Genomic DNA, 22,021 nt, shown 5'->3' on the forward strand with positions numbered 1-22,021 from the left:
CTCTTACCACCCAAAGATTGATTTGAGGATATTCTCTGCTTCTGGAGCTGAATAGGCGATCAGCAAGATTGTATCATCATCTGCAACAATACTAAAGATATGATCCTTATAAATCTCTCGCAAGCGACGTTTGACTAAAGGAGCCGTACCTGGAACCATGGTGAAATTGACATATTCTCCCATCCGACGATGAGACAAGATATTGCTTTCGATCATCCCGATCCCTTGGTGGTGCTTACGCGGCAATTCATAGACATAGGTCATGTCTTTTAGAGGGCGTTTTACGATGCCCAATTCTTTGATATCCCGTGACACCGTCGCTTGGGTTGCTGAGATGCCTTCTTCTTTCAAATGTTCGACGATCTCTTCTTGCGTCCCCACTTCATGATCGCGAATGAAGCGGCGAATTTTTTCTAATCTAATATTCTTACTCTTCATGTTTAAATTCCTTGTGTGCCAGCTCCACAACAGCCTCCAGCTGCTCTGTAGTTGGCTTTGTTTTCTCTTCTTTTTTTTCTAGATACATCAAAAATTCGATGTTGCCATGGCCTCCTTGGATAGGGGAATAATCTACTCCCATTACCGCAAAGCCATGTGTCCCTGCAAAAGCAGCGACCTTTTCAAGAACGGCTAAATGAATCTTAGGATCCTTAATGATCCCATTTTTCCCGATCTGCTCGCGTCCTGCCTCAAACTGAGGTTTCACCAAGGCCACGACTTGTCCATTTTCTGCCAAAATCCGGTGAAGGGCTGGCAGAATCAAGTCCAAGGAAATAAAGCTGACATCGATACTCGCAAAGCTCGGTGTCGCTTCAAAATCATCTGGCTCGGCATAGCGGAAATTGAACTGCTCCATCGAGACCACCCGAGGATCATTGCGCAATTTCCAGGCCAACTGATTGGTCCCGACATCCACCGAAAAGACCTGGCTGGCTCCGTTTTGCAGCATGACATCTGTAAAGCCACCTGTAGAAGCTCCAATATCAATCGTAATTTTACCCTCTACAGATAAACCAAATTGGTTCAGTGCTTTTTCTAATTTAAGACCGCCCCGGCTGACATATTTGAGCTTTTCACCCTTTAATTTCAACTCGGTTGCTTCATCAATTTTTTCCCCCGGTTTATCGAAGCGCTCGCCATTGATAACGGCAACTACGAGGCCGGCCATCACCCCTCTTTTGGCTTGTTCGCGGGTGTCAAATAGGCCTTGTTTGTAGGCTAATACATCTACTCTTTCCTTAGCCATCTATTCGTAATCCTTCTATTAATTTCTTGATCGCTTGCGGATCAAAGTCGCAAGCAACTGTAATCTGATCTAACAAATACTCGCAAGCATCTAATTCACTTGCCAGCAAAGCTTTTGATTCTTCCAATCCCAAGAGGGCTGGATAGGTTGATTTTTCTGCCACTAAGTCCTTTTGAGGAGTCTTACCCAGAGCTTCAAAATCAGCTACCAAATCCAAAATATCATCCCGCACTTGAAAAGCCAGGCCTAATTTTTTCCCAATTGTTTCTAGAAGCTGACCAATGTCTGCTTGCAACTCTAAAATCGAGGTTGCTGCGATGAATGGATAAGAAAGGAGTCGTCCCGTCTTATTGGCATGGATCGTCTGCAATTCTGCTAGCGTGAGCTGCTTGTGCTCCCCTTCCATGTCAAGGACTTGGCCAGCTACCATTCCGCGACTACCAGAAGCATCTGACAATTCAAGGATCAAAGAGACCTTGACCGCATCTGAAAGGTCACTCGCAGCTATCAGCCCAAAAGGATCGAGAAAAAGCGCATCCCCTGCTAAAATTGCCAAATCTTCTCCAAATTTCTTATGATTGGTCAATTGCCCCCGACGATAATCGTCATTGTCCATAGCTGGTAGATCATCGTGTATGAGGCTTCCTGTGTGGATCATTTCCAGAGCCCCTGCCACCTGAAAATGGGCTTCTGTCAATTCCTGTCCGAAGGCTTCTAACAATTCTAGAAGAAGCAAGGGGCGCAGGCGTTTTCCACCTGCTTGGATCGAATAAAGGACCGAGTCCACTAAATGGGGGGCGATGGATTTTTCCTCATAAAAAGAGCGAACCGCTTGCTCTACTCTATGTCGTTTTTCTTCTTGTCTCATGCTAGATCCACTTCAGTACCATCTGCTTGCATGACTTTAACCAAGGTTTTCTCTGCTTGATCCAAGGTATCTTGCAATTCTTTTGACAACTTCATTCCTTTTTGGAATTCTGTAATGGCTTCTTCAAGAGCCACATCCCCACTCTCCAATTTTTGAACGATGGCTTCCAAATCTGCTAAATTTTCTTCAAATTTCTTTTCTTTCGACATGTTTTACCTCTACTTCTAACTGGCCATCTCTCATAATGAGTGACAGCGGGTCTCCTTCTTTTACTTTCGCAACCGAATCCAAGACCTGATCGTCTTGCTTGACCATGGCATAACCACGCGCAATAATCCGACTGGTATCCAGCATCAAGAGGGCTTCTGATAAACCTTGCACCTTGACCTTTTGCTCTTTTAGGACTTGTTCCATTCGACTGGTTAAGATCCTCTTATCTTGGAGAACACGGTCTTGATAACGCTCGATACGATGCAAAGGAGACATAGCTTCTAAGCGATGACGCAGACCTTGTAGCTGATTGTCCCCTTGTCCATAAACTTCGCGCATCCCTTGCTTCAATCGCAATTGCAACTGGTCAATCTTTTGCAGGTAGCCATCATAGAGTCTCTCGGGCTGTCTAAAAATAACCGATTGACTTAATTTGGCCAAACGTTCACGATTATAGGCCAAACGATTGGACATGGCTGTTGCCATGCGATTCTCCTGCTTTTGTAAATGCGACAAGAGATCTAATTTCGTCACCGGAGTAGCTAATTCAGCTGCTGCTGTCGGAGTAGCGGCTCGTCGGTCCGCTACAAAATCTGCTAGAGTCGTGTCTGTCTCATGTCCCACACTGGAAATAATGGGAATTCTAGACTCAAAAATAGCCCGCACAACCGGCTCTTCATTAAAGGCCCAGAGGTCTTCAATCGAACCACCCCCACGACCGATGATCAAGACATCTAGGTCCGTCCGAGCATTGGCCTTCTGGATATTAGCAACCACCTCACTTGCAGCGCCTTCTCCCTGGACCTTGGTCGGGTAGAGCACGATGTCCACACCAGGAAAACGACGGCTCACCGTTGTGATAATATCGCGAATCACGGCCCCACTTTGACTAGTGACCACCCCGATCTTTCTTGGGAATTGTGGCAAAGCTTGCTTCCACCGATCCTGAAAAAGCCCTTCTTCGGTCAGCTTTTTCTTGAGTTGCTCAAATTGGATGGCTAAGGCCCCTACCCCATCTGGCTCCGCCTTTTCGATGACAATGGAATAACTCCCACTTGGCTCATAGAGTTGGATCCGACCAATGACATTGATTTTCATGCCTTCTTCTAGCTCAAAGCCAAAACTCTTATAGATCCCAGCCCAAACAGTCACCTGAATCACAGCCTTTTCATCCTTTAGAGAGAAATACTGGTGATTGGGACGCCTCCGAAAATTCGAGACCTGGCCTGTCAAATAGACCCGCTCCAAATAGGGGTCCTTATCAAATTTTAACTTGAGGTATTTGGTCAAACTTGATACGGATAAATAGTTGGACATAGGAACTCCTTTCTGCAGAATATGATCAAGTTTAATTATACCAAAAAACACCAAAAAAGGCTGGCAGACAAAGCGAAATCATGAATTTCCTTTCTCTACAAGCCTCATTTTATTCAAGCTAGTTTCTACTTGTCTGTTTTAGACCAGCTTCCTTATTTTTCACACTTCTCTAACTGCTCAATAAAGGAGCTAAGAAGCGTCTGGGGCTCCCCTTCATTAACTCTATGGGAGGAACTGGAAATATCGCCGTTCTCTCTGCATCTGATCGAATGGAAATGATCGCCTTCGCCCAAATGGCCAACCGACTGAGCGGGGCTATCATCCTCATTCTTGGAGGACTCCTCGCTTCCATCCTATCCTAAAACAAAAAGACAAGTCCTGCGACTTGTCTTTTTGTTCTTTAGGAGGTTTTTGTAAAGCTTCAAATATCTAAGAAACGTTTGTTAAATACTTTTCACCTGTTAGGTAATAAGTTGCAGACAATACTTCACGACCATCATTTACAAAAATCTCTATGGAGTTACAATCAAAGACGACATCCAATTTCTCAGCTCGACAGGAAACAAAACGACGAGATGTTGAGATTGTTTCTTCACCTGAAATTGCTTGTTTTAAGTGACTACGATCAATATAGACTTCCTCAGCATCAGCGTCATATCCAAAAGATAAGAAATCTTCTGTTGTTCCAAGTTGGTAATGCACTCCTTCAATGACTTCAACCTGAAAGCGTGAAAATCCTCTTATTGGTTCATTTAAATAGACAGGTGTCATTGCAGTTTCTGTTGACGGAAGAATTCGTTGGTAGAGTTTTCCATCTATTAACTCTAATTGTCTTGGCAATGTCATAGCTCCTGCCCATTTATGACCCAATTCGTGAGAAGGAATATTGCGCCCCCACATTTGCATCCAAGCTACCATAATCCGTCTTCCTTGATCATCCACCAAGGTCTGTGGAGCATAAAAGTCCTGACCATGATCAATTTCTTCGACTGAATCTGGGATAAATTGCTTGCTATCCCAATCTACTTTCCCTGTAAATAATACAGAAGAGTTGATATTGTGGAAAGAATCACCCTCTCTTTCATATCGCATAGGTGAAACAATCAAGCACTCTTTCCCATCTAGTTCAAAGAAGTCTGGACACTCAAATACATGTCCTTGATGTGCTTCCCCCTTAAGGAAAATGGATTCAAAATGCCAATCAACTAAATCATCAGAGCCCAGTAATACAATGCAACCGACCTTATCCTTGTGTTGACTCGCAACCACTGAATAGTAACGCCCATCTTTTTCAAACACTTTTGGATCACGAAAATCTCGGAAAGAAACTTCTTCTGGTAACATTTCGCCTGTCGCAACTGGATTTTGCTTGATTTTTGTGAAATGAATCCCATCCTCTGAATAAGCCATATTTTGAACCTGGCGTACACCATCTTCTTCCTCAATGTGACCAGTATACATGAGCCAAAGTTGATCATCCTTCACAATAGCAGAACCAGAGAAACAACCATTGCGATCGTATTCCTGATCAGGAGCTAAGGCAACTGGGAGATGTTCCCAGTTGACCAAGTCCTTGCTTTTTGCATGTCCCCAATGCATTGGTCCCCAGACACTATCATATGGATAGTACTGGTAAAACAAATGGTACTCGCCTCGGAAATAGACAAATCCATTTGGATCATTAATCCAACCAATCGGAGCTGTCACATGGTGGTCCGGTTTGTAGGTTTGATCAACATCCGACATTCGTTCCTTTACATATTGATTGGCATTTTCTACTGAATATTTCATAACATTATCCTAATTTTTGGCACTCTTTTTGTATTCATCATAGTATTTTTGCTTAATTGCTAACCAATCTGATAGACCATATTTTTCCAATTCTTTCTTATAGCTATCCCACTCTTGATCGATTTTACCATTGACAATCCACTCTGCACGTTTGCGATAGATATAGTCATTCATATCAGCTTCCACTTGAGCAATCTTATCCAAATCTTCTTCCTTCATAAAGACACGTGGATAAATGTTGTCGTTATCCATGTATGGAACATAAGTTTCTTTTAAAAGATCTAAACGCCATTTAGCATCATCCGGCATCGTTGTAACTTTTCCATAGTAGGAATCCAAGATTGCAAGTGGTCCACCAACTTCTGTCTTTTGACGCAATTCTGCTGGAGAAGTTCCGTTTAGCGGCAAGTGCTTCAAGCTATTTGAAGCCTTGTCAAATTCGAAGATATTTTGTTGTTTCTTATCTCCATATGTTCCCCAGTTGTTTTGAACTGATTGAAGCGGAGCATATTGAGCATCGATCCATTTAGCAGTCAATTCCAAGTTTTTATTTGCACTTGTGATGACCATACGGTCACGTGAGAATCCCATACCATTCGTACGTGCTACATGTTTCTTACCACTTGGTCCTGCTAGCACTGGCAAAACATCGTATTTATCGTTTGCGCCGGTAACATTCGCCTTATCCCAAGTAAAGTAAACACCGTATTTATTTTCACTTCCTTTTGCAAGATAGGTGTTCCAATCTTGTTCAAAAGCTTCTTTGTCAATGAGACCTTTTTCTTGCAATTTGCGCATAAATTTAATTGCTTCTTTGTAGTCATCATTATCTGCTGTGAAGTCCACTTTCCCGTCATTTCCTACAACAAGGTGATCATCATTATCCCCTGCTCCAAAGGCACCAAACAAGAGTTTAAAGTCTTCGTTTCCTGCACCATTTACGAAAGAAATCGGAATTTCATCTGCTTTACCATTGCCGTTTGGATCTTTTGTTTTAAATGCTTCTAGGACATCAACTAACTCGTCTGTTGTTTGAGGCATTTTAAGACCTAATTTATCCAACCATTCTTTGTTAATCCAAGCCATATCATTGACGCTATGGATCGATTCTTTACCTTGACCCAATTCTTCAATCCACGGGAATGAATAAATGTGTCCATCCGGTGCTGTCATCATAGCTTTGTATTCAGGCTTTTCATCTAAAACTTTCTTCAAATTAGGCATGTATTTATCAATCAAATCTTCTACTGGGACAATCACGCCTTTTTTAGCCCAGTTCATCAAATCTACATCTGAAGCATTATCATTATGAATAGCATCTGGTAAATCTCCAGATGAAATATCCAAATTCCGTTTTTCAGCAAAATCAGATTGGTAGTTTGTCCAATCAATATGCACGCCTGTTTCTTTTTCCAAACGTTTCAAAATTAATTTTTCATTTGGATCTTTTGGTGCTAAGGTAGAACTACTCGTCATGAATTTTAATGTTTTCGTATCCTTCAATGGGAATTTGACATTTTTTAATTCATAGTCTGGGCTAGAGGCTTCATTTTTTGAGCCACATCCAGCAAGAACAGCGAGGCTTGCCCCCAATACCAACATTCCTTTTGTTACAATTTTTTTATTCATAATTGAACTCCTTTTATTATTTATATATTTTTAATTATCCTTTAAGTGAACCAGCCATAATTCCTTTATCAAAGTATTTTTGGAAGAATGGGTACATTACAATCAATGGTAAACTTGAAATAACGATTGTTGCGTATTTAATCATTTCGGCCAAGCGTTTCATTTCATTCATTGCAGCTTGAGCTCCAATCATATCCTTTGCAGGTGTGCTTTGAATCAAGATCTTTCTCAATACAAGTTGCAAAGGCTCTAGATTTGGATCTTTAATATAGATCATGGCATCGAAATATGAATTCCATTGGCCAACAAAAGCATAAAGGAATAGAACAAACATAATTGGTTTAGCCAACGGCAACATAATTTTGAAGAAAATTTGTAAGTCATTTGCTCCATCAATAACAGCTGCTTCTACTAATTCTTCTGGTAAACCTTGGAAATACGCACGAGCTAAAATGATGTTCCATACGTTTACGGCTCCTGGGATAATAATGGCCCAAGGTGTGTTAATCATCCCTAAGTCTTTGACCAAAAGATAAGTTGGAACAAGTCCACCTCCAAAGAACATCGTGAAAATAAGGAAATAATTAATCCATCTTCTTCCAACAAGGTCTTTCTTAGCAAGCGGATAAGCAGTAAATACTGAAACCATTACCGTAAGAAAGGCAAATCCAAAGGAATAAAGTAAGGAATTTAAGAATCCCCGAAGAATGGATTTGTCACTGAAGACCCTTTGATAGCCCTCCACTGTCCAATCTGAAGGATTAAAACTAATTCCCTTACTGACTAGAGCTTTCGGATCCATAAAGGAAGCAACCAAGATATAGAGCATTGGAACCAATGTAATTAAAACAATAAAACCAATAATAATTTTATTCAATAGAAGCATTCTTCTATCAAATTGTGTATACATAGCTGAGTCTTTCATAGCATCTCCTTAGATTCCTTCTCCATTATTCATTCGTTTCACCACTTGGTTTACCGCAACAAGTAGGATGACATTAATCAAGGCATTGAATAAGCCAACTGCTGTTGAATACGAGTAATTCCCTGAAACCAAACCGACTTTATAAACGTAGGTTGATATAATTTCAGATGCTGGTAGGTTCAATGAGGTTTGCATCAAGAAGGCTTTTTCATACCCGACATTCATAATGCCTCCAGCTGCCAAGACGAATTGAATCACCATAATTGGTCGAAGAGCAGGAAGATCAATATGCCAAATCCGTTGGAAAATGTTTGCGCCATCCAATTTTGCTGCTTCTACCAAGGCTGGATCTACATTGACTAGGGTCGCTGTATACAGGGTTGAAGCCCAACCCATTCCTTGCCAAATACCACTCAAAATGTAAAGTGGACGGAAGAAATCCGGATCGGTTAAAAAGTTTGCCTTTATTCCAAACATTGATAAGAAGTTATTTATCGGACCTCCAACAGAAAAGAAGAGAAAGATCATCCCGACAATCACGACAACTGAGATGAAGTTTGGTGCATATAAGATCAATTGAATCCGTTTCTTTGCTTTCTCACTCAACAATTGGTTCAACATAATCGAAAGAATGATAGGAGGCAAGAAACCTAGAAGTAATCCATAAATACTCAATTTTAAAGTATTGTTTAATAGGATTCCAAAGTTCGGTGAGGAAAGAAATTTAGTAAATTCAGTAAATCCAATCCATTGACTCCCCATTATTCCTTTTAACGGATTATAGTCTTTAAATGCAATCAATACACCATACATGGGGATATATTTAAATATAAAGGTTAAGACTAAACCTGGAACCAACATTAGTAATAACAACTTCTGCTTTCTAATGCGTTCTATAAGGGAAACTTGTTTCACACCACTATTCATGGCTCTCCTCCTTTTTGAAACGTTTCAAAAATATGAGTATTTTAAAGAATAGGCAAGCTATTCTAAAAATGAAACGTTTCAATTTTTTGTTAAAAAAATAAAATATCGCTTTAACTGATTTTATTTTATCATTGTAACCGTTTTCTGTCAAGCTTATTTTTTATTTTTTTGTTGTTTTTCCATCTACATACGTAATTGGTAAAATAGTCTGTAAAACTACCGGTTTGCTCTCAATCATATTAAATAAAGCTGAGACTGCTACTTTTGCCATTTCTTCCAAAGGTTGCTTAATTGTAGAAATAATATAATTACGATCCCGCGCCATCCGAATACCGTCATAACCAATGACTTGGACATCTTTTGGAACACTTCGTTTTAATTCACCTAAGATTTCAATTGCATCCAAGGCTGTAAAATCATTAATCGCAAAAATCCCATCGATTTGAACGTTTTCTTTTAAAAATTTTGTCAGTTCTCCACGAAAATTTGAGTCCGATTCATCCCAGTCAAATAAGCTATATGGATGCTCACAAGATTTAGCATAGTTTTCAAATGATTGACGTCTTTTCTTCGTTTCATTAAATGTATCATTATGATTTCCAACAAAAGCAATGTGTTGACAACCCTTGTTTATTAATTGGCGTGCTGCTTCTCTTCCTCCTGCCTCATTGTCAGAAGTAACACATGGAATCTCTAAACCAGGGTAAATCCGGTCCACACTAACAAAGGGAATACCAACACTCATATAATCCTCAATCGGATTATAGGTGATGGCAACAATCCCATCTACCTTATTTTGTCGTAGCATACTGAGTACTTCTTGTTCCTTGCTCAGACCATCTACAGAAGAAACCAATAACTTATTCCCTCGTCGAGAAACTTCTCGTTCTACAAACATTGCAAATTCAGAAAAGAAGGGATGCCAAATGGTGGGAAGGATTAAAGCTATTGTCTCCGTGCGATTTTTTTTCATTCCTCTCGCATAATGATCCGGAACATATGATAATTTTTCAATGGCCTGTTGAACCTTCTTCAGGGTAACTTCTTTTATCCCTTGTTCTTTGTTAATAACTCGTGAAACTGTTCCAACACTGACACCAGCTTCTAAAGCAACATCCTTCATGGTAATGGATTTTTTCTTTTCTTTCATTTTTTCACCTCCTTTTCTTAAATACTATCATGAAAACGTTTCATTTTCAACATTTTCGTTTAAATTGTCACTCCACTTCTTCATCCACTTGGGAATTTCTTTGCTGATGGTTGTTGGTAAAACCACATAAGCCTCCTTGCTCAAGTCTTCAGCAATCGCTGAATGAAGGTAGGTCGCGACTGCCACGCGCTCATAGAGTCCAACCTGTGGAAATTGACCTGCAAACCCCGCGATCATTCCTGCCAAGGTATCCCCCATGCCACCTGTTGCTTGGTAGGGACCACCAACATCTAGCTGATAGCCCACTTCTTGCCCACTTGTCCAAATTCGTGTGTGAGGCCCCTTTTCTACTATGACAGTCCCTTCAGGAAAGTTCTGTACTGCTCTTTGGCTCTTTTCTTCTGTCTGGCTTGCTAGATCAAGTCCCGATAGTTTTTCCCATTCTTTTTGATGAGGGGTAAAGACCAACTGAGCTTCTGGCAAGTCAAATTGAGAGGTTGCAAAAAGACTAATAGCACCTCCATCTAAAATCAGAACCTGATGCCTAGAGACCTGCTCAAAAATCATTTGTAAGACTCCTTGGTTTTCATTAGATTCCTTTAAGCCCGGCCCTACTAAAATCACGCTAGCTTTTTGCAATTGCTCACAAAGGAGTTCATGATCCGCTAGATCAAAGCCCATGGCTTCAGGAAGATGGCTATGAAGGGCCATCAGATTGTCAGGATCTGTTGCAACAGTGACTAACCCCGCCCCACTATGAACCGCAGCGATCGCTGCCATAATGATGGCTCCCCCATAGGGATAGGTTCCTCCAATCAGGAGCAGACGACCAAAATCTCCCTTATATGACGTCATTGGGCGCTTCACAATGACGCGCTGGATCTCTTCTTTCTGAACTCTTTTCATACCTTCCTCATTTCTAGCGAAAAAGGAGAAGCCACGACTCCCCCTCCTTCTTTTATTTTCCTCTAAATTCTGCGAAGACTTGCAAGATCTTAGCAGCAACAGCTTGTGGATGATTTTGCTTGGCCACTAATTGATCATCAGCATAAGGCCGAAGGGATGGAAAATCGCCAATTTGAACTGCATAAATAGCTTTTTCAAAGAGCTCAATATCGTTTTGATCATTACCAAAAGCCACGAAATTTTCTCCACAGAGTTCTTCGACTGTTGTCGCTTTATGAGTGTTTGCTGGATTGAGATAGATACATTTTTCATGAGCATGATAACGAATGTGGGCCTTATTGGTCTGTTCAATTCGCTCGATGATCTCATCTACCAATTCCTCATGGCCCCCCATATAGATCACAATCTTAATCGGGTTCGTCAGGTCCTCTAAAGAACGATACTGGGCTTTTTTGAGGGGATCCACATTCGCAATAAAAGGAATCTTTTCCAAAATCTGACCACTATAATCAAAGGTATCGTCCACAAAAAATGGTAGATTGTAATGGCGACAAAAACCAAGGACTTCTCGATATACATCCTTGTCCAATTGATCCTCATAAACCAGTTGCCCCTGACGATAAGCTAGCCCACCATTTAAGCCAATCACGAGTTGATGGCTCAGTTGCTCCCCTAAAAGGCCTAAGCAATCCCGATAAGAACGTGCAGAAGCAAAGGCGACTTCATGACCAAATTCTTCTGCTCTCAATAAGACCTGTTTAATTTCATCATCGATTGTAACACCATCGAATGACAAGGTTCCATCTAAATCAAAGACAAACTTCATCTCGCTCACACTTTCATTTTTTTAAGGTACGAACAGCTGCTTCGTAGGTCTGCTCCATCAACATGGTAACGGTCATAGGACCAACCCCTCCTGGTACCGGAGTAATATGACTGGCCAAAGGGGCAACGGAGTCAAAATCGACATCCCCACACAATTTGCCATTCTCATCGCGATTCATCCCGACGTCAATGACGACTGCGCCTTCTTTCACGAAGTCTGCTGTTACAAATTTTGCACGACCGATCGCCACAACCAGGATATCCGCTCTTTTAGCGATTTTAGGCAGATGATGGGTCCGGGAATGGGTCAAGGTTACCGTGGCATTTTTGGCGAGGAGCAACTGCGCCATGGGTTTTCCAACGATATTGGAACGACCAATCACGACTGCACGCTTCCCTTCTAGATCAATCCCATATTCTTTAAACATCTCCATGATCCCAGCAGGCGTCGATGGCACCATAATAGGATTTCCAGCCCATAAACGCCCCATATTCAATGGATGAAAGCCATCCACATCCTTGGTCGGATCAATCGCTAAAAGAACCGCATCCGCATCGATATGCTTAGGCAGTGGCAACTGCACTAAGATTCCATGCCAAAGAGGATCTTGATTGTAGTGTTCGATCACTTCTAATAATTCATCTTGGCTGATATTTTCAGGAAGTTGTCTCACTTCACTGCGAAAGCCTGCCGCAATAGCAGAACGCTCTTTATTTCTTACATAAATCTTGCTGGCTGGATTATCTCCTACCACGATTACAACAAGGCCAGGTACAACCCCTGTCTCTTCTTTTAATCGTACTGTTTTCTCTGCAATCTCACCCTGTAATTTTGTAGCGAGCGCCTTCCCATCAATGATTGTCGTCATGTCAATTCTCTTTCTAGTCAAGTAATGAAAATAGTCCTCTCTATTATAGCAGATTTCAAGTCTCAAACCTAACTGTTCCTATTTAGAATTTCTTATAGACGCAAACTATAGCCAGATGGACAAAAAATGAGCTTGAGACCACCCCAAACTCATCCACTCAGTTGCTTAGTAAAGCAATTCATAAATTTCCATTGCAATTAAATCAATGCTGTCAAAAGTATAGGTTTCACGCGCTTCAACATCACGAAGTGTAAAGGTTGAACCTTCTTCTTCATTGTGGTTGTAGGCTACTTCAGCGACAACAACACCGTCACGTTCAAAATTACGTTTTAAGTTTCCACCGTCTTTTGTCATCGTCTCCAAACGGTTGATAATCCGTACTAAATGTGATTCCATTTTATTTCTCCTCTTTACTTTCTACTCTCCTATTTTATCATAAAAGAGAAAGCTCTTCCAATAAAAATTCACATTTTTCCATTGATTTGCTTTCTTCAGTATTCCTAAGCGACATTTCGTAGCAAATTCTTGCAAACTTCTAGAATACTGATATAATGAAATTATAAAAACTTTGACTATTTTTGACCTTTCAGAAATAGCGCTCGTCTCTTGATGGAAAACCATCAAAACCCTACTGTGAGGTATGTATATGCTTTGTCAAAATTGTAAAATAAATGAATCAACCATCCATTTATATACAAATGTAAATGGACGTCAGCAGCAAGTAGACCTCTGTCAAAATTGCTATAAAATTATGAAAACGGACCCAAATAACAGCTTCTTGAAAGGTATGACCCAACGGAGTCAACTCACCGGAGACCCTTTCGAAGATTTTTTCAATAACCTTGGAAACTTCCAAAGTCCGCAAGAACCTCAAACACCTCCAACTCAATCTGGAGGAAGCTATGGAGGTGGCGGCTACGGTCAAAACAATAACCGTGGTGGCGGTCAAGACCCACGTCAAGCTCGCCCTCAAAAGCCTAAAGGACTGTTAGAAGAGTTCGGCATCAATGTCACAGAAATTGCCCGCAAAGGGGATATTGACCCTGTCATCGGCCGTGATGAAGAAATTATCCGTGTCATCGAAATTCTCAACCGTCGAACCAAGAACAATCCGGTTCTGATCGGAGAACCTGGGGTCGGAAAAACTGCCGTTGTGGAAGGCTTGGCCCAAAAAATCGTCGATGGAGACGTTCCTCATAAATTGCAAGGAAAAGAAGTCATCCGCCTAGACGTCGTCAGCCTCGTTCAAGGCACAGGTATTCGTGGTCAATTCGAAGAACGCATGCAAAAATTAATGGATGAAATTCGTCAACGTGAAGATGTGATTCTTTTCATCGACGAAATCCATGAAATTGTTGGCGCAGGATCTGCTGGCGAAGGCAATATGGACGCTGGAAATATCCTCAAACCAGCCTTAGCGCGCGGTGAACTCCAATTGGTCGGTGCTACTACCCTCAATGAATACCGCATTATTGAAAAAGATGCGGCCTTGGAACGTCGGATGCAACCCGTTAAGGTCGATGAACCAACGGTTGAAGAAACCATCACCATCCTCAAAGGCATCCAGAAAAAATACGAAGACTACCACCACGTTCACTATACAGACGGGGCCATCGAAGCGGCAGCTATTCTTTCAAACCGCTACATCCAAGATCGCTTTCTACCAGACAAGGCCATTGATTTGTTGGATGAAGCCGGGTCTAAAATGAACCTGACTCTGAACTTTGTGGATCCAAAAGTTATCGATCAGCGCTTGATTGAAGCTGAAAACCTCAAAGCTCAAGCAACCCGCGAAGAAGACTTTGAAAAAGCAGCCTACTTCCGTGACCAAATCGCGAAATACAAGGAAATGCAAGGGCAACATGTCACAAATCAGGAGACTCCTGTCATCAGCGAAAAAACCATTGAGCACATCGTTGAACAAAAGACCAATATTCCTGTTGGTGATTTGAAAGAAAAGGAACAGTCTCAATTGATCAATCTGGCTTCTGATTTGAAAGCCCATGTGATCGGTCAAGATGATGCAGTGGATAAAATTGCGAAAGCCATTCGACGCAATCGTGTCGGCCTAGGATCGCCAAATCGTCCAATCGGAAGCTTCCTTTTTGTCGGACCAACCGGTGTCGGGAAGACCGAATTGTCTAAACAATTGGCGATTGAACTCTTTGGTTCTGCAGACAATATGATCCGCTTTGATATGAGCGAATACATGGAAAAACACAGCGTAGCGAAACTAGTCGGAGCTCCTCCGGGCTATGTGGGCTACGATGAAGCTGGACAACTAACTGAAAAGGTCCGCCGCAATCCATACTCTCTCGTTTTGCTAGATGAAGTTGAAAAAGCCCATCCAGACGTCATGCACATGTTCCTGCAAGTCTTGGATGATGGCCGTCTGACAGATGGTCAAGGCCGTACGGTCAGCTTTAAAGATACCATTATCATCATGACCTCTAATGCTGGAACCGGCAAAGCTGAGGCCAATGTTGGTTTTGGAGCGGCTCGAGAAGGACGCACCAACTCTGTACTTGGAGAACTCGGTAACTTCTTTAGCCCCGAATTCATGAACCGTTTTGATGGCATCATTGAATTCCAACCTCTATCAAAAGAAAACTTACTTCAAATCGTTACCCTCATGCTCGATGAAGTCAATCAACGTCTCGCACAAAATGAGATTCATCTGGACGTGACAGAGAAGGTGAAAGAAAAATTGGTCGATCTGGGATACGATCCAAAAATGGGGGCCCGCCCACTCCGTCGTACTATCCAAGACCATATCGAAGATGCTATTACCGATTATTACCTGGAACATCCAAGTGAAAAACAACTCAAAGCCGTCATGACCAGCAATGGGAAAATCTCTATCAAGTCTGCTCACAAACCAGTTGAACAGACTTCAGAATCATAATCAGTAAATGTACATTCAGAGACTGGAAAATCCAGTCTCTTTCTTTTGTTCCTCCAGATTTTTGATAAAAAATATGATATAATGATGAAAAAATAAGAAAAGAGAAAACCATGACCATTCCAAGTTTTGGTGAAAAGAAACAAGATGTTGCGTATGTGAACCGATACGGTGTCTACGCTGTTATTCCCAATAAGGACCAGGATCAGATCATCCTCGTTCAAGCTCCAAATGGGGCTTGGTTCTTACCTGGCGGGGAAATCGAGGCGGGTGAAGATCACTTGCAAGCTCTGAAACGGGAACTGATCGAAGAATTAGGCTTTACCGCTATTTTAGGGCAATACTATGGCCAAGCAGACGAGTATTTTTATTCTAGCCACCGGGATACCTACTACTACAATCCTGCCTATATTTATGAAGTTGTCGACTACACAGAAACTCAAAAACCACTGGAAGATTTTAACAATCTCTCTTGGTTCCCAGTAGAGGAAGCGATTGAAAAACTGAAACGAGGCAGCCATAAATGGGGCATTGAACAGTGGAAAATTGCCCATAAAAACTAAAGGACTTCTTTCACAAAATAAAAAAAAGTGCTATAATAAATGAAGATAGAGGTCAGGAGGAACTCATATGAAGCTTATTAATACCACCAATAGTCATGCTGCACTGGTCAAGAGCCAACTTGCCAGCACTGACGCCTTGCTTGTCGAGGTTTATTCCGCGGGCAATACTGATGTTATTTTTACACAAGCCCCAACTCACTATGAATTATTGATCAGTAACAAACACCGTGCTATTCGTGAAACTGAAGTAGAATTAATTCGTGAGTTCTTTTTAAAACGTAAGATTGATCTTCAAAACATTGACCAATCCGCTATTAAAACCCTCTACTCTGATAAACTAATCGAAATTTCCTTTCCAATTACTAAGTAAGGCCAATTTGCCTTGCTTTTTTCTTTGGTATCTTTTTCCAAAAAAAATCCTTTCACCTCGATTATGAGATGAAAGGATTCTTTATTTCTGAAAGATCATTTTTACGTGAGGGGTAGAAGCCAAGATAAAGGGCTCGCTCACCGTTTGAAAACCTAATTTTTCATACAAGCCCACCACCTGTTCTTGAGCCTCAATTTCAATGGTCCGTCCAGGAAATCTCTGTTCACACAGGTCCAAAATCTGCTCTACCATGTCTTTTCCCAGTCCTTGACCACGTCTACCTTTGGAAACAGCCACTCTGCCAAAATGAATCGTCAGTCCCGTTGCGAATATGCGAGCATAAGCATCCACACGTCCTTCCCTATTTTGATGAAAAAGATGGATAGATCGATAATCAACATCATCGAGATCATTGTAGATCCTAGTTTGTTCCACGACAAAGGTCTCTAATCGCAGCTGAACGATCTCGTAAAACTCTTTCAGTTCTAGTTCCTTAAATTCTTTCTGGTACCACATAACTTCCTCTTTATTGAAAAGTCGCAAGGAGACTCTCTCCCTGCGATTTTTCACTTCTTATTATTTTGCTTCAAATCCTTCTGCGACTGCGTCCGCAAAGTTCTCTTCGACAATGCTTGCACAGTGATCACAGATGGTTGCGTGGTAGTGGCGTTCTGCAGTTGATGGATCGATACGACGGCAACGGTCACAAACTTCACCAGCTGCACGTTCAACAGTGAAGGCAACATCTTCGAAGGCCACTGCACCTTCTGGGGCTGGTCCTTCTGCAATGGTCAACTCAGAAACAATCAAGAGTTGAGCGACATTGCTATCAACAGCTCCAAGAAGTGTTTTCACCACTTCATTTGGATAAACTGTCAAGTGAGCTTCTAGTGATTTACCAATCACTTTTTCATTACGTGCTTCTTCCAAGGCTTTTTGAGCTTGACCACGGAAGTCCATGAAGGCTGACCAAGTTTCCAAGATTTCTTCTTGGTTGACAAACGTTTCTGCTTCTGGCAATTCTGATAATTGAACAAAATCCTCTGCTTCAAACTCAAGGTATGACCAGATTTCTTCAGCAGTGTGAGGAAGAATTGGCGTCAAGAGTTTAGTGATTTTCACCAAAATATCATAGAAGACAGTTTGCATCTGACGGCGTTCAAGAGATTTCGCACCTTCGATGTAGACAACATCTTTTGCAAAATCAAGGTAGAAGGCTGACAGATCAACATTGATAAAGTTAACCAAAGCCTTATAAATCGTCAAGAATTCGAAGTTTGCATAAGCGTCACGAATCGTCTTAACAAGTTGGTTAAAGCGGATGGTCATGTACTTATCAACAGAACGAAGTTCTTCGTAAGCGACTGCATCCTCAGCTGGGTTAAAGTCAGATGTGTTAGCAATCAAGAAACGAAGCGTGTTACGGATCTTACGATAAGTTTCAGAGACTTGACTCAAGATATCCATTGAGATACGCACATCGTTGCTTGAGTCTACACTAGTCACCCAGAGACGCAAGATTTCAGCACCAAATTGCTTTTCAACATCGCTTGGAGCAATGGTATTCCCAAGAGATTTAGACATCTTCTCACCTTTACCATCCAAGGCGAAACCTTGTGACAAGATTTGTTTATAAGGCGCTACGCCATGGTTCGCCACAGATGTGATGAGTGATGAGTTGAACCAACCACGGTATTGGTCTGAACCTTCTAGGTAAAGATCTGCTGGGTATTTGAGTTCTGGACGGTTAACCACGACCCCATTCCATGATGAACCTGAGTCGAACCAGACGTCCATGATATCTGTTTCTTTTTTGAACTCACCATTTGGTGAACCTGGATGGGTAAATCCTTCTGGCAAGAGGTCTTTGGCATCACGTTCCCACCAAACGATTGATCCGTGCTCTTCAAAGAGTTGCGCTACATGTTCGATGGTTTCAGCTGTCATGATTGGTGTACCATCTTCAGCGTAGAAGATTGGAAGTGGAACTCCCCATGCACGTTGACGAGAGATGACCCAGTCACCACGGTCACGAATCATGTTGTAAAGACGGACTTTCCCCCATTCTGAGTGGAATTTTACTTTTTCAATTTCATCCAAGATTTCTTGGCGGAATTTTGATACAGAAGCAAACCATTGTGGCACGGCACGCCAGATGATTGGTTTTTTCGTCCGCCAGTCAAATGGGTAGGAGTGAGAGATTTCTTCTTGAGCAAGAAGCAAATCACCAAGTTTTTCAATAACAGTTGGAACAACCTTGTCATAGAACTGACCTGCAAAGTCAGGTCCAGCATTCTCCATCATAATACCGCGTTCGTTAACCGTAACGGCTACTTCGAGACCATTTGCAATCCCTACATTGTAGTCATCCTCACCAAAACCAGGAGCCGTATGGACGATACCGGTACCTGAATCAAGGGTTACATGCTCACCAAGGATCACCAATTCATCAACTTCCGTATCCCATGGGTGCTCTGTGATAATATGGTTCAATTCTTTCCCTTGGTAAGTAGCAAGGACTTCAACATTTTCCCAACCAAATTTTTCAGAAAGGCTTGACAAAAGCTCAGATGCTACGACATATTTACGATCAGATCCAGCAGGTTTCACTACGACATAATCAAACTCTGCACCAACAGTCAAACCGCGAGAAGCTGTAACAGTAAATGGAGTTGTTGTCCAGACAACGATGTAAGTGTCTGTATCTAGAATACCTTTGCCATCTTTAACTTTGTTAGCATAGTATAGAGAAGTTGATACCAAATCATGGTATTCAATCTCTGCTTCAGCAAGGGCTGATTCAGAAGACCAAGACCAGTAAACTGGCTTCGCTCCGCGGTAGATATAGCCTTTATTAGCCATTTCACCGAAGACACGAATTTGTGCTGCTTCATAGTCAGGCGTCAAGGTGACATAAGGATTTTTCCAGTCCCCAGAAACACCTAAGCGTTTGAAGTCTTCGCGTTGTTTATCTACTTGAGAAAGAGCGTATTCACGGCAGAGTTTCAAGTACTCAACCAAGTCCATTTCTTTGCGTTTCACACCTTGTTTCGCCAAGACTTGCTCAATTGGCAAACCATGGGTATCCCAACCTGGGATATAAGGGGCGTAAAATCCTGACATAGACTTAGAACGAACAATGATATCTTTTGAAATCTTGTTCATGGCATGCCCTACGTGAATGTTTCCGTTAGCATATGGAGGGCCATCATGAAGTGTAAAATGCGGTTTTCCTTCATTCAACTCTTGACGGCGTTGATACAATTTTGCATCTTCCCATTCTTTTTGCCAAACAGGTTCTTTCGTTGGAAGACCAGCCCGCATTGGAAAGGCTGTTTTCCCAAGATTCAATGTTTCTTTAAGTTTCATTGTGTCTCCTTATTGATTTAAAAAGCTATAAAAAAAACACGAGCATCCTAAAAAGGACGATTGCTCGTGGTACCACCTTTGTTCGAGAAGTCGCAAGCGACTTTCTCCTCTCATCCCGTAACGAGGGAAACGTTCGTTCTTACTCAATGATTCAGAACGAATACTGTAAAAGGATCATCCATTAAGAGGGAGTTCAGATCTTCCACCATCATCTGCTCGCTAGACCTATCATTAATGGACCTGTTTTTACAAAATTATAAAATATTGACAGATTCACGATTTGTATTATCTTCAGGTTGAACAGTTTCTTCAACCGCAACAACTTCCTCATTTTCATAACGAGCGTGCTCTGCTTCTTCTAAAGCGGATTGAACTTTTTCATTCAAACCTTCAAACGCTTGTGTCGCACCCAATTCTAAGTTAGCTGCTTCAATGCGTTTTTGCAATTCTTCGATTTCAGCTGGAGAGAATTGACGAGTCAAATCAATGTTCTCATCTTCTGCATGATGATGGTGAACAGATTCACCCAAAGCTTTCTCAACAATTTCACGGAAAGCTTCATCACTTGTTTGAATATACATAGCTGTTGGGCGAAGAATTTCATCCCATTCAGGCGTATCGATAATGCTCAATTGGCTTTCGATTGTTGATTTCAAACGTTGATGGAAGACGCGTGTCTTGTTCTTCAACTCCTCTGTTTCAACGGCAACCTTCTTGGCGTTATCCGTTGCATGACGAAGGATTTCATTTGCTTTTTGTTTTGCTTCATCTACTAAATGTTGTGCATCTTGTTCAGCTTGACGAACAATATTTTCAGAACGTTCGTTAGCTGCTTGTTTTACACGTTCAGCAGTATCTTGTGCAATCAAAACAGATTGACTCAATGAATCTTTCATTTCATCAAAATAGTTTAAGCGTTCTTCAAGAGCTTGAATTTTTGCTTCTTGATCATGATTTAAACGAACAAGATCTTCATAATCGCGAACAACGATATCTAGAAATTCTTCTACTTCGTTCGCATCATACCCTCTAAATTTAACGCCAAAAGTTTTATCTTTAATTTCTAAAGCAGTAAGAGCCATAACTCCTCCTCATTTTTTACTTAAGAGTACTTCAACAGTTACTTTATATTTTCCACTCTTTGAAATACCATTTTCAGAAACAATTTTAAGACGCCCAAAGCGTCGAACACTGACTAAATCATTCAAACTTACAGTATAGCTAACATTGGAAGTTGTCGCATAATTAACTTTCACCAAGCCAGAACTAATCAACTGACTGGCTTGTGAGCGCGAGAGCCTGAAGGTTCCAGCAATCACCTTGTCTAACCGAAAACTTGACACGAGAATATCTCGCTGCTGGCTTTCTTCCTCTATAACAATCTGTTCAGATAGAGGAACTTCCCTAAGCTTAACAGGGACACGAGAAATTATCTGGATGTGATCCATGAAATAGGGAACAAAACGCTGTTCAACAAATACTTGGATCTTTCCTTCACTCGTTAGAATATCTCCAAAAGACTTGCGCTCCACTCCTAATTGGTGAACAATGGTCCCCAGAACCTGGGAATGGGTCAAGTGATGAAATTTGGAAGCATAGACCATCTCTATTAAGGTCAGATCAAAGTCACTTGGATCCAATTGATAATAATCCGGAGCCACAATGACCTTGGCATACTCCATTTTCTGCTCATCACTGGAAGCAAAGACCTGTAATTGATAGCTAGCCGCAACATTTCGTAAAATAGCGACCTGATGAGGGTTTAAAAAACCCGTCACTTCAACAGAATAGCGTTCAATTACTCTTTCTGACAATTCAATACAACGATCAATAAATTCGTGATCTTCGCGATTGAAATGTTGATAAATCTCTTTCTGTCCCATCGTATTCTAACCAATCAAAAATAGAAAGAACCGAGCTAATAGCTGATTCATTAGGTTCAAGACCAAAAGTGCTACAAGAACCGTAAAATCCAAGCCTCCAACCTGCAAAGGTAGCTTTCTAAAAAGGCTCAAAAATGGTTCAACTAGGCGGTGAACCATTTGTCCAAGAGTACTCTGAGGTGCCCCAGGGAACCAAGAAAGTAAGGCATAGATGACAAGAATGATGGAATAGATTTGAATGATATTTGAAAGATATTGAAAGATAATCATC

22 protein-coding genes and 1 pseudogene are annotated in these 22,021 nt (G+C 41.4%); 4 read left to right on the top strand and 19 right to left on the bottom strand.

The window, feature by feature from the left end:
• Positions 1 to 3 precede the first annotated feature (3 nt).
• The 5 genes from ACVC7Q_RS04330 to xseA are packed head-to-tail and all read right to left on the bottom strand — an operon-like array spanning position 4 to position 3,641.
• Positions 4 to 438, bottom strand: coding sequence for an arginine repressor (locus tag ACVC7Q_RS04330; RefSeq protein WP_003012247.1), 435 nt, complete (start codon positions 436 to 438; stop codon positions 4 to 6).
• On the bottom strand, positions 428 to 1,246 hold the full coding sequence (locus ACVC7Q_RS04335; protein ID WP_049503544.1) for a TlyA family RNA methyltransferase: 819 nt from the start codon (positions 1,244 to 1,246) through the stop codon (positions 428 to 430). Before ACVC7Q_RS04335 ends, ACVC7Q_RS04330 begins: the two co-directional genes overlap by 11 nt.
• Positions 1,239 to 2,114 (bottom strand): polyprenyl synthetase family protein, encoded by an 876-nt coding sequence (locus ACVC7Q_RS04340; RefSeq protein ID WP_447264970.1) that lies wholly within the window; start codon positions 2,112 to 2,114, stop codon positions 1,239 to 1,241. The genes ACVC7Q_RS04335 and ACVC7Q_RS04340 overlap by 8 nt, the downstream gene beginning before the upstream one ends.
• On the bottom strand, positions 2,111 to 2,323 hold the full coding sequence (locus ACVC7Q_RS04345) for an exodeoxyribonuclease VII small subunit (RefSeq protein ID WP_447264971.1): 213 nt from the start codon (positions 2,321 to 2,323) through the stop codon (positions 2,111 to 2,113). Before ACVC7Q_RS04345 ends, ACVC7Q_RS04340 begins: the two co-directional genes overlap by 4 nt.
• Positions 2,301 to 3,641, bottom strand: coding sequence for an exodeoxyribonuclease VII large subunit (gene xseA / locus ACVC7Q_RS04350; protein ID WP_447264972.1), 1,341 nt, complete (start codon positions 3,639 to 3,641; stop codon positions 2,301 to 2,303). The genes ACVC7Q_RS04345 and xseA overlap by 23 nt, the downstream gene beginning before the upstream one ends.
• 218 nt (positions 3,642 to 3,859) lie before the next feature.
• Between xseA and ACVC7Q_RS04355 the strand changes: the two are divergent.
• Positions 3,860 to 4,003: pseudogene (locus ACVC7Q_RS04355) on the top strand (2-hydroxycarboxylate transporter family protein); the annotation flags it as partial.
• Positions 4,004 to 4,070: 67 nt separating this feature from the next.
• Here the strand turns inward: ACVC7Q_RS04355 and ACVC7Q_RS04360 are convergent.
• The 9 genes from ACVC7Q_RS04360 to ACVC7Q_RS04400 form a co-directional block, all read right to left on the bottom strand.
• Positions 4,071 to 5,432: a glycoside hydrolase family 32 protein gene (locus ACVC7Q_RS04360; protein ID WP_447264973.1), complete on the bottom strand. Its 1,362-nt coding sequence runs from the start codon at positions 5,430 to 5,432 to the stop codon at positions 4,071 to 4,073.
• Positions 5,433 to 5,441: 9 nt separating this feature from the next.
• Positions 5,442 to 7,061 carry an ABC transporter substrate-binding protein gene (locus ACVC7Q_RS04365; protein WP_447264974.1) on the bottom strand — a complete coding sequence of 540 codons (1,620 nt, stop codon included), beginning with the start codon at positions 7,059 to 7,061 and terminating at the stop codon, positions 5,442 to 5,444.
• Positions 7,062 to 7,095: 34 nt separating this feature from the next.
• Positions 7,096 to 7,986: a carbohydrate ABC transporter permease gene (locus ACVC7Q_RS04370; protein WP_447264975.1), complete on the bottom strand. Its 891-nt coding sequence runs from the start codon at positions 7,984 to 7,986 to the stop codon at positions 7,096 to 7,098.
• A gap of 9 nt (positions 7,987 to 7,995) precedes the next feature.
• Positions 7,996 to 8,913, bottom strand: coding sequence for an ABC transporter permease (locus ACVC7Q_RS04375; protein ID WP_447264976.1), 918 nt, complete (start codon positions 8,911 to 8,913; stop codon positions 7,996 to 7,998).
• Positions 8,914 to 9,073: 160 nt separating this feature from the next.
• Positions 9,074 to 10,063, bottom strand: a complete 990-nt coding sequence (locus ACVC7Q_RS04380; protein WP_447264977.1) for a LacI family DNA-binding transcriptional regulator — start codon at positions 10,061 to 10,063, stop codon at positions 9,074 to 9,076.
• Positions 10,064 to 10,090: 27 nt separating this feature from the next.
• A complete protein-coding gene (locus tag ACVC7Q_RS04385; RefSeq protein WP_447264978.1) occupies positions 10,091 to 10,969 on the bottom strand; it encodes an NAD(P)H-hydrate dehydratase in 879 nt (292 codons plus the stop codon).
• Positions 10,970 to 11,021: 52 nt separating this feature from the next.
• Entirely contained in the window at positions 11,022 to 11,795 is a 774-nt protein-coding gene (locus tag ACVC7Q_RS04390) for an HAD-IIB family hydrolase (protein WP_447264979.1), read from the bottom strand.
• 13 nt (positions 11,796 to 11,808) lie between these two features.
• Entirely contained in the window at positions 11,809 to 12,663 is an 855-nt protein-coding gene (locus ACVC7Q_RS04395; RefSeq protein WP_447264980.1) for a bifunctional methylenetetrahydrofolate dehydrogenase/methenyltetrahydrofolate cyclohydrolase, read from the bottom strand.
• Positions 12,664 to 12,828: 165 nt separating this feature from the next.
• Positions 12,829 to 13,059: a DUF1797 family protein gene (locus tag ACVC7Q_RS04400; RefSeq protein ID WP_003005989.1), complete on the bottom strand. Its 231-nt coding sequence runs from the start codon at positions 13,057 to 13,059 to the stop codon at positions 12,829 to 12,831.
• A gap of 250 nt (positions 13,060 to 13,309) precedes the next feature.
• Between ACVC7Q_RS04400 and ACVC7Q_RS04405 the strand changes: the two genes are divergently transcribed.
• The 3 genes from ACVC7Q_RS04405 to ACVC7Q_RS04415 all read left to right on the top strand — a co-directional run bounded on the left by ACVC7Q_RS04405 (position 13,310) and on the right by ACVC7Q_RS04415 (position 16,498).
• A complete protein-coding gene (locus ACVC7Q_RS04405) occupies positions 13,310 to 15,568 on the top strand; it encodes an AAA family ATPase (RefSeq protein WP_447264981.1) in 2,259 nt (752 codons plus the stop codon).
• A 110-nt stretch (positions 15,569 to 15,678) separates the two neighbouring features.
• Positions 15,679 to 16,128: an NUDIX hydrolase gene (locus tag ACVC7Q_RS04410; RefSeq protein WP_049514229.1), complete on the top strand. Its 450-nt coding sequence runs from the start codon at positions 15,679 to 15,681 to the stop codon at positions 16,126 to 16,128.
• Positions 16,129 to 16,195: 67 nt separating this feature from the next.
• Positions 16,196 to 16,498: a DUF1827 family protein gene (locus ACVC7Q_RS04415; protein WP_302693027.1), complete on the top strand. Its 303-nt coding sequence runs from the start codon at positions 16,196 to 16,198 to the stop codon at positions 16,496 to 16,498.
• 81 nt (positions 16,499 to 16,579) lie between these two features.
• Here the strand turns inward: ACVC7Q_RS04415 and ACVC7Q_RS04420 are convergent, their stop codons facing one another.
• The 5 genes from ACVC7Q_RS04420 to ACVC7Q_RS04440 form a co-directional block, all read right to left on the bottom strand.
• A complete protein-coding gene (locus ACVC7Q_RS04420; RefSeq protein ID WP_447264982.1) occupies positions 16,580 to 17,014 on the bottom strand; it encodes a GNAT family N-acetyltransferase in 435 nt (144 codons plus the stop codon).
• Positions 17,015 to 17,074: 60 nt separating this feature from the next.
• Positions 17,075 to 19,867, bottom strand: coding sequence for an isoleucine--tRNA ligase (gene ileS / locus ACVC7Q_RS04425; RefSeq protein WP_447264983.1), 2,793 nt, complete (start codon positions 19,865 to 19,867; stop codon positions 17,075 to 17,077).
• 254 nt (positions 19,868 to 20,121) lie between these two features.
• On the bottom strand, positions 20,122 to 20,949 hold the full coding sequence (locus ACVC7Q_RS04430) for a DivIVA domain-containing protein (RefSeq protein ID WP_447264984.1): 828 nt from the start codon (positions 20,947 to 20,949) through the stop codon (positions 20,122 to 20,124).
• A gap of 9 nt (positions 20,950 to 20,958) precedes the next feature.
• Positions 20,959 to 21,750: a YlmH family RNA-binding protein gene (locus ACVC7Q_RS04435; RefSeq protein ID WP_447264985.1), complete on the bottom strand. Its 792-nt coding sequence runs from the start codon at positions 21,748 to 21,750 to the stop codon at positions 20,959 to 20,961.
• Between the two features lie 6 nt (positions 21,751 to 21,756).
• Positions 21,757 to 22,020, bottom strand: coding sequence for a YggT family protein (locus ACVC7Q_RS04440; protein ID WP_447264986.1), 264 nt, complete (start codon positions 22,018 to 22,020; stop codon positions 21,757 to 21,759).
• Position 22,021 lies beyond the last annotated feature (1 nt).

This window comes from Streptococcus sp. W151, assembly GCF_053010205.1.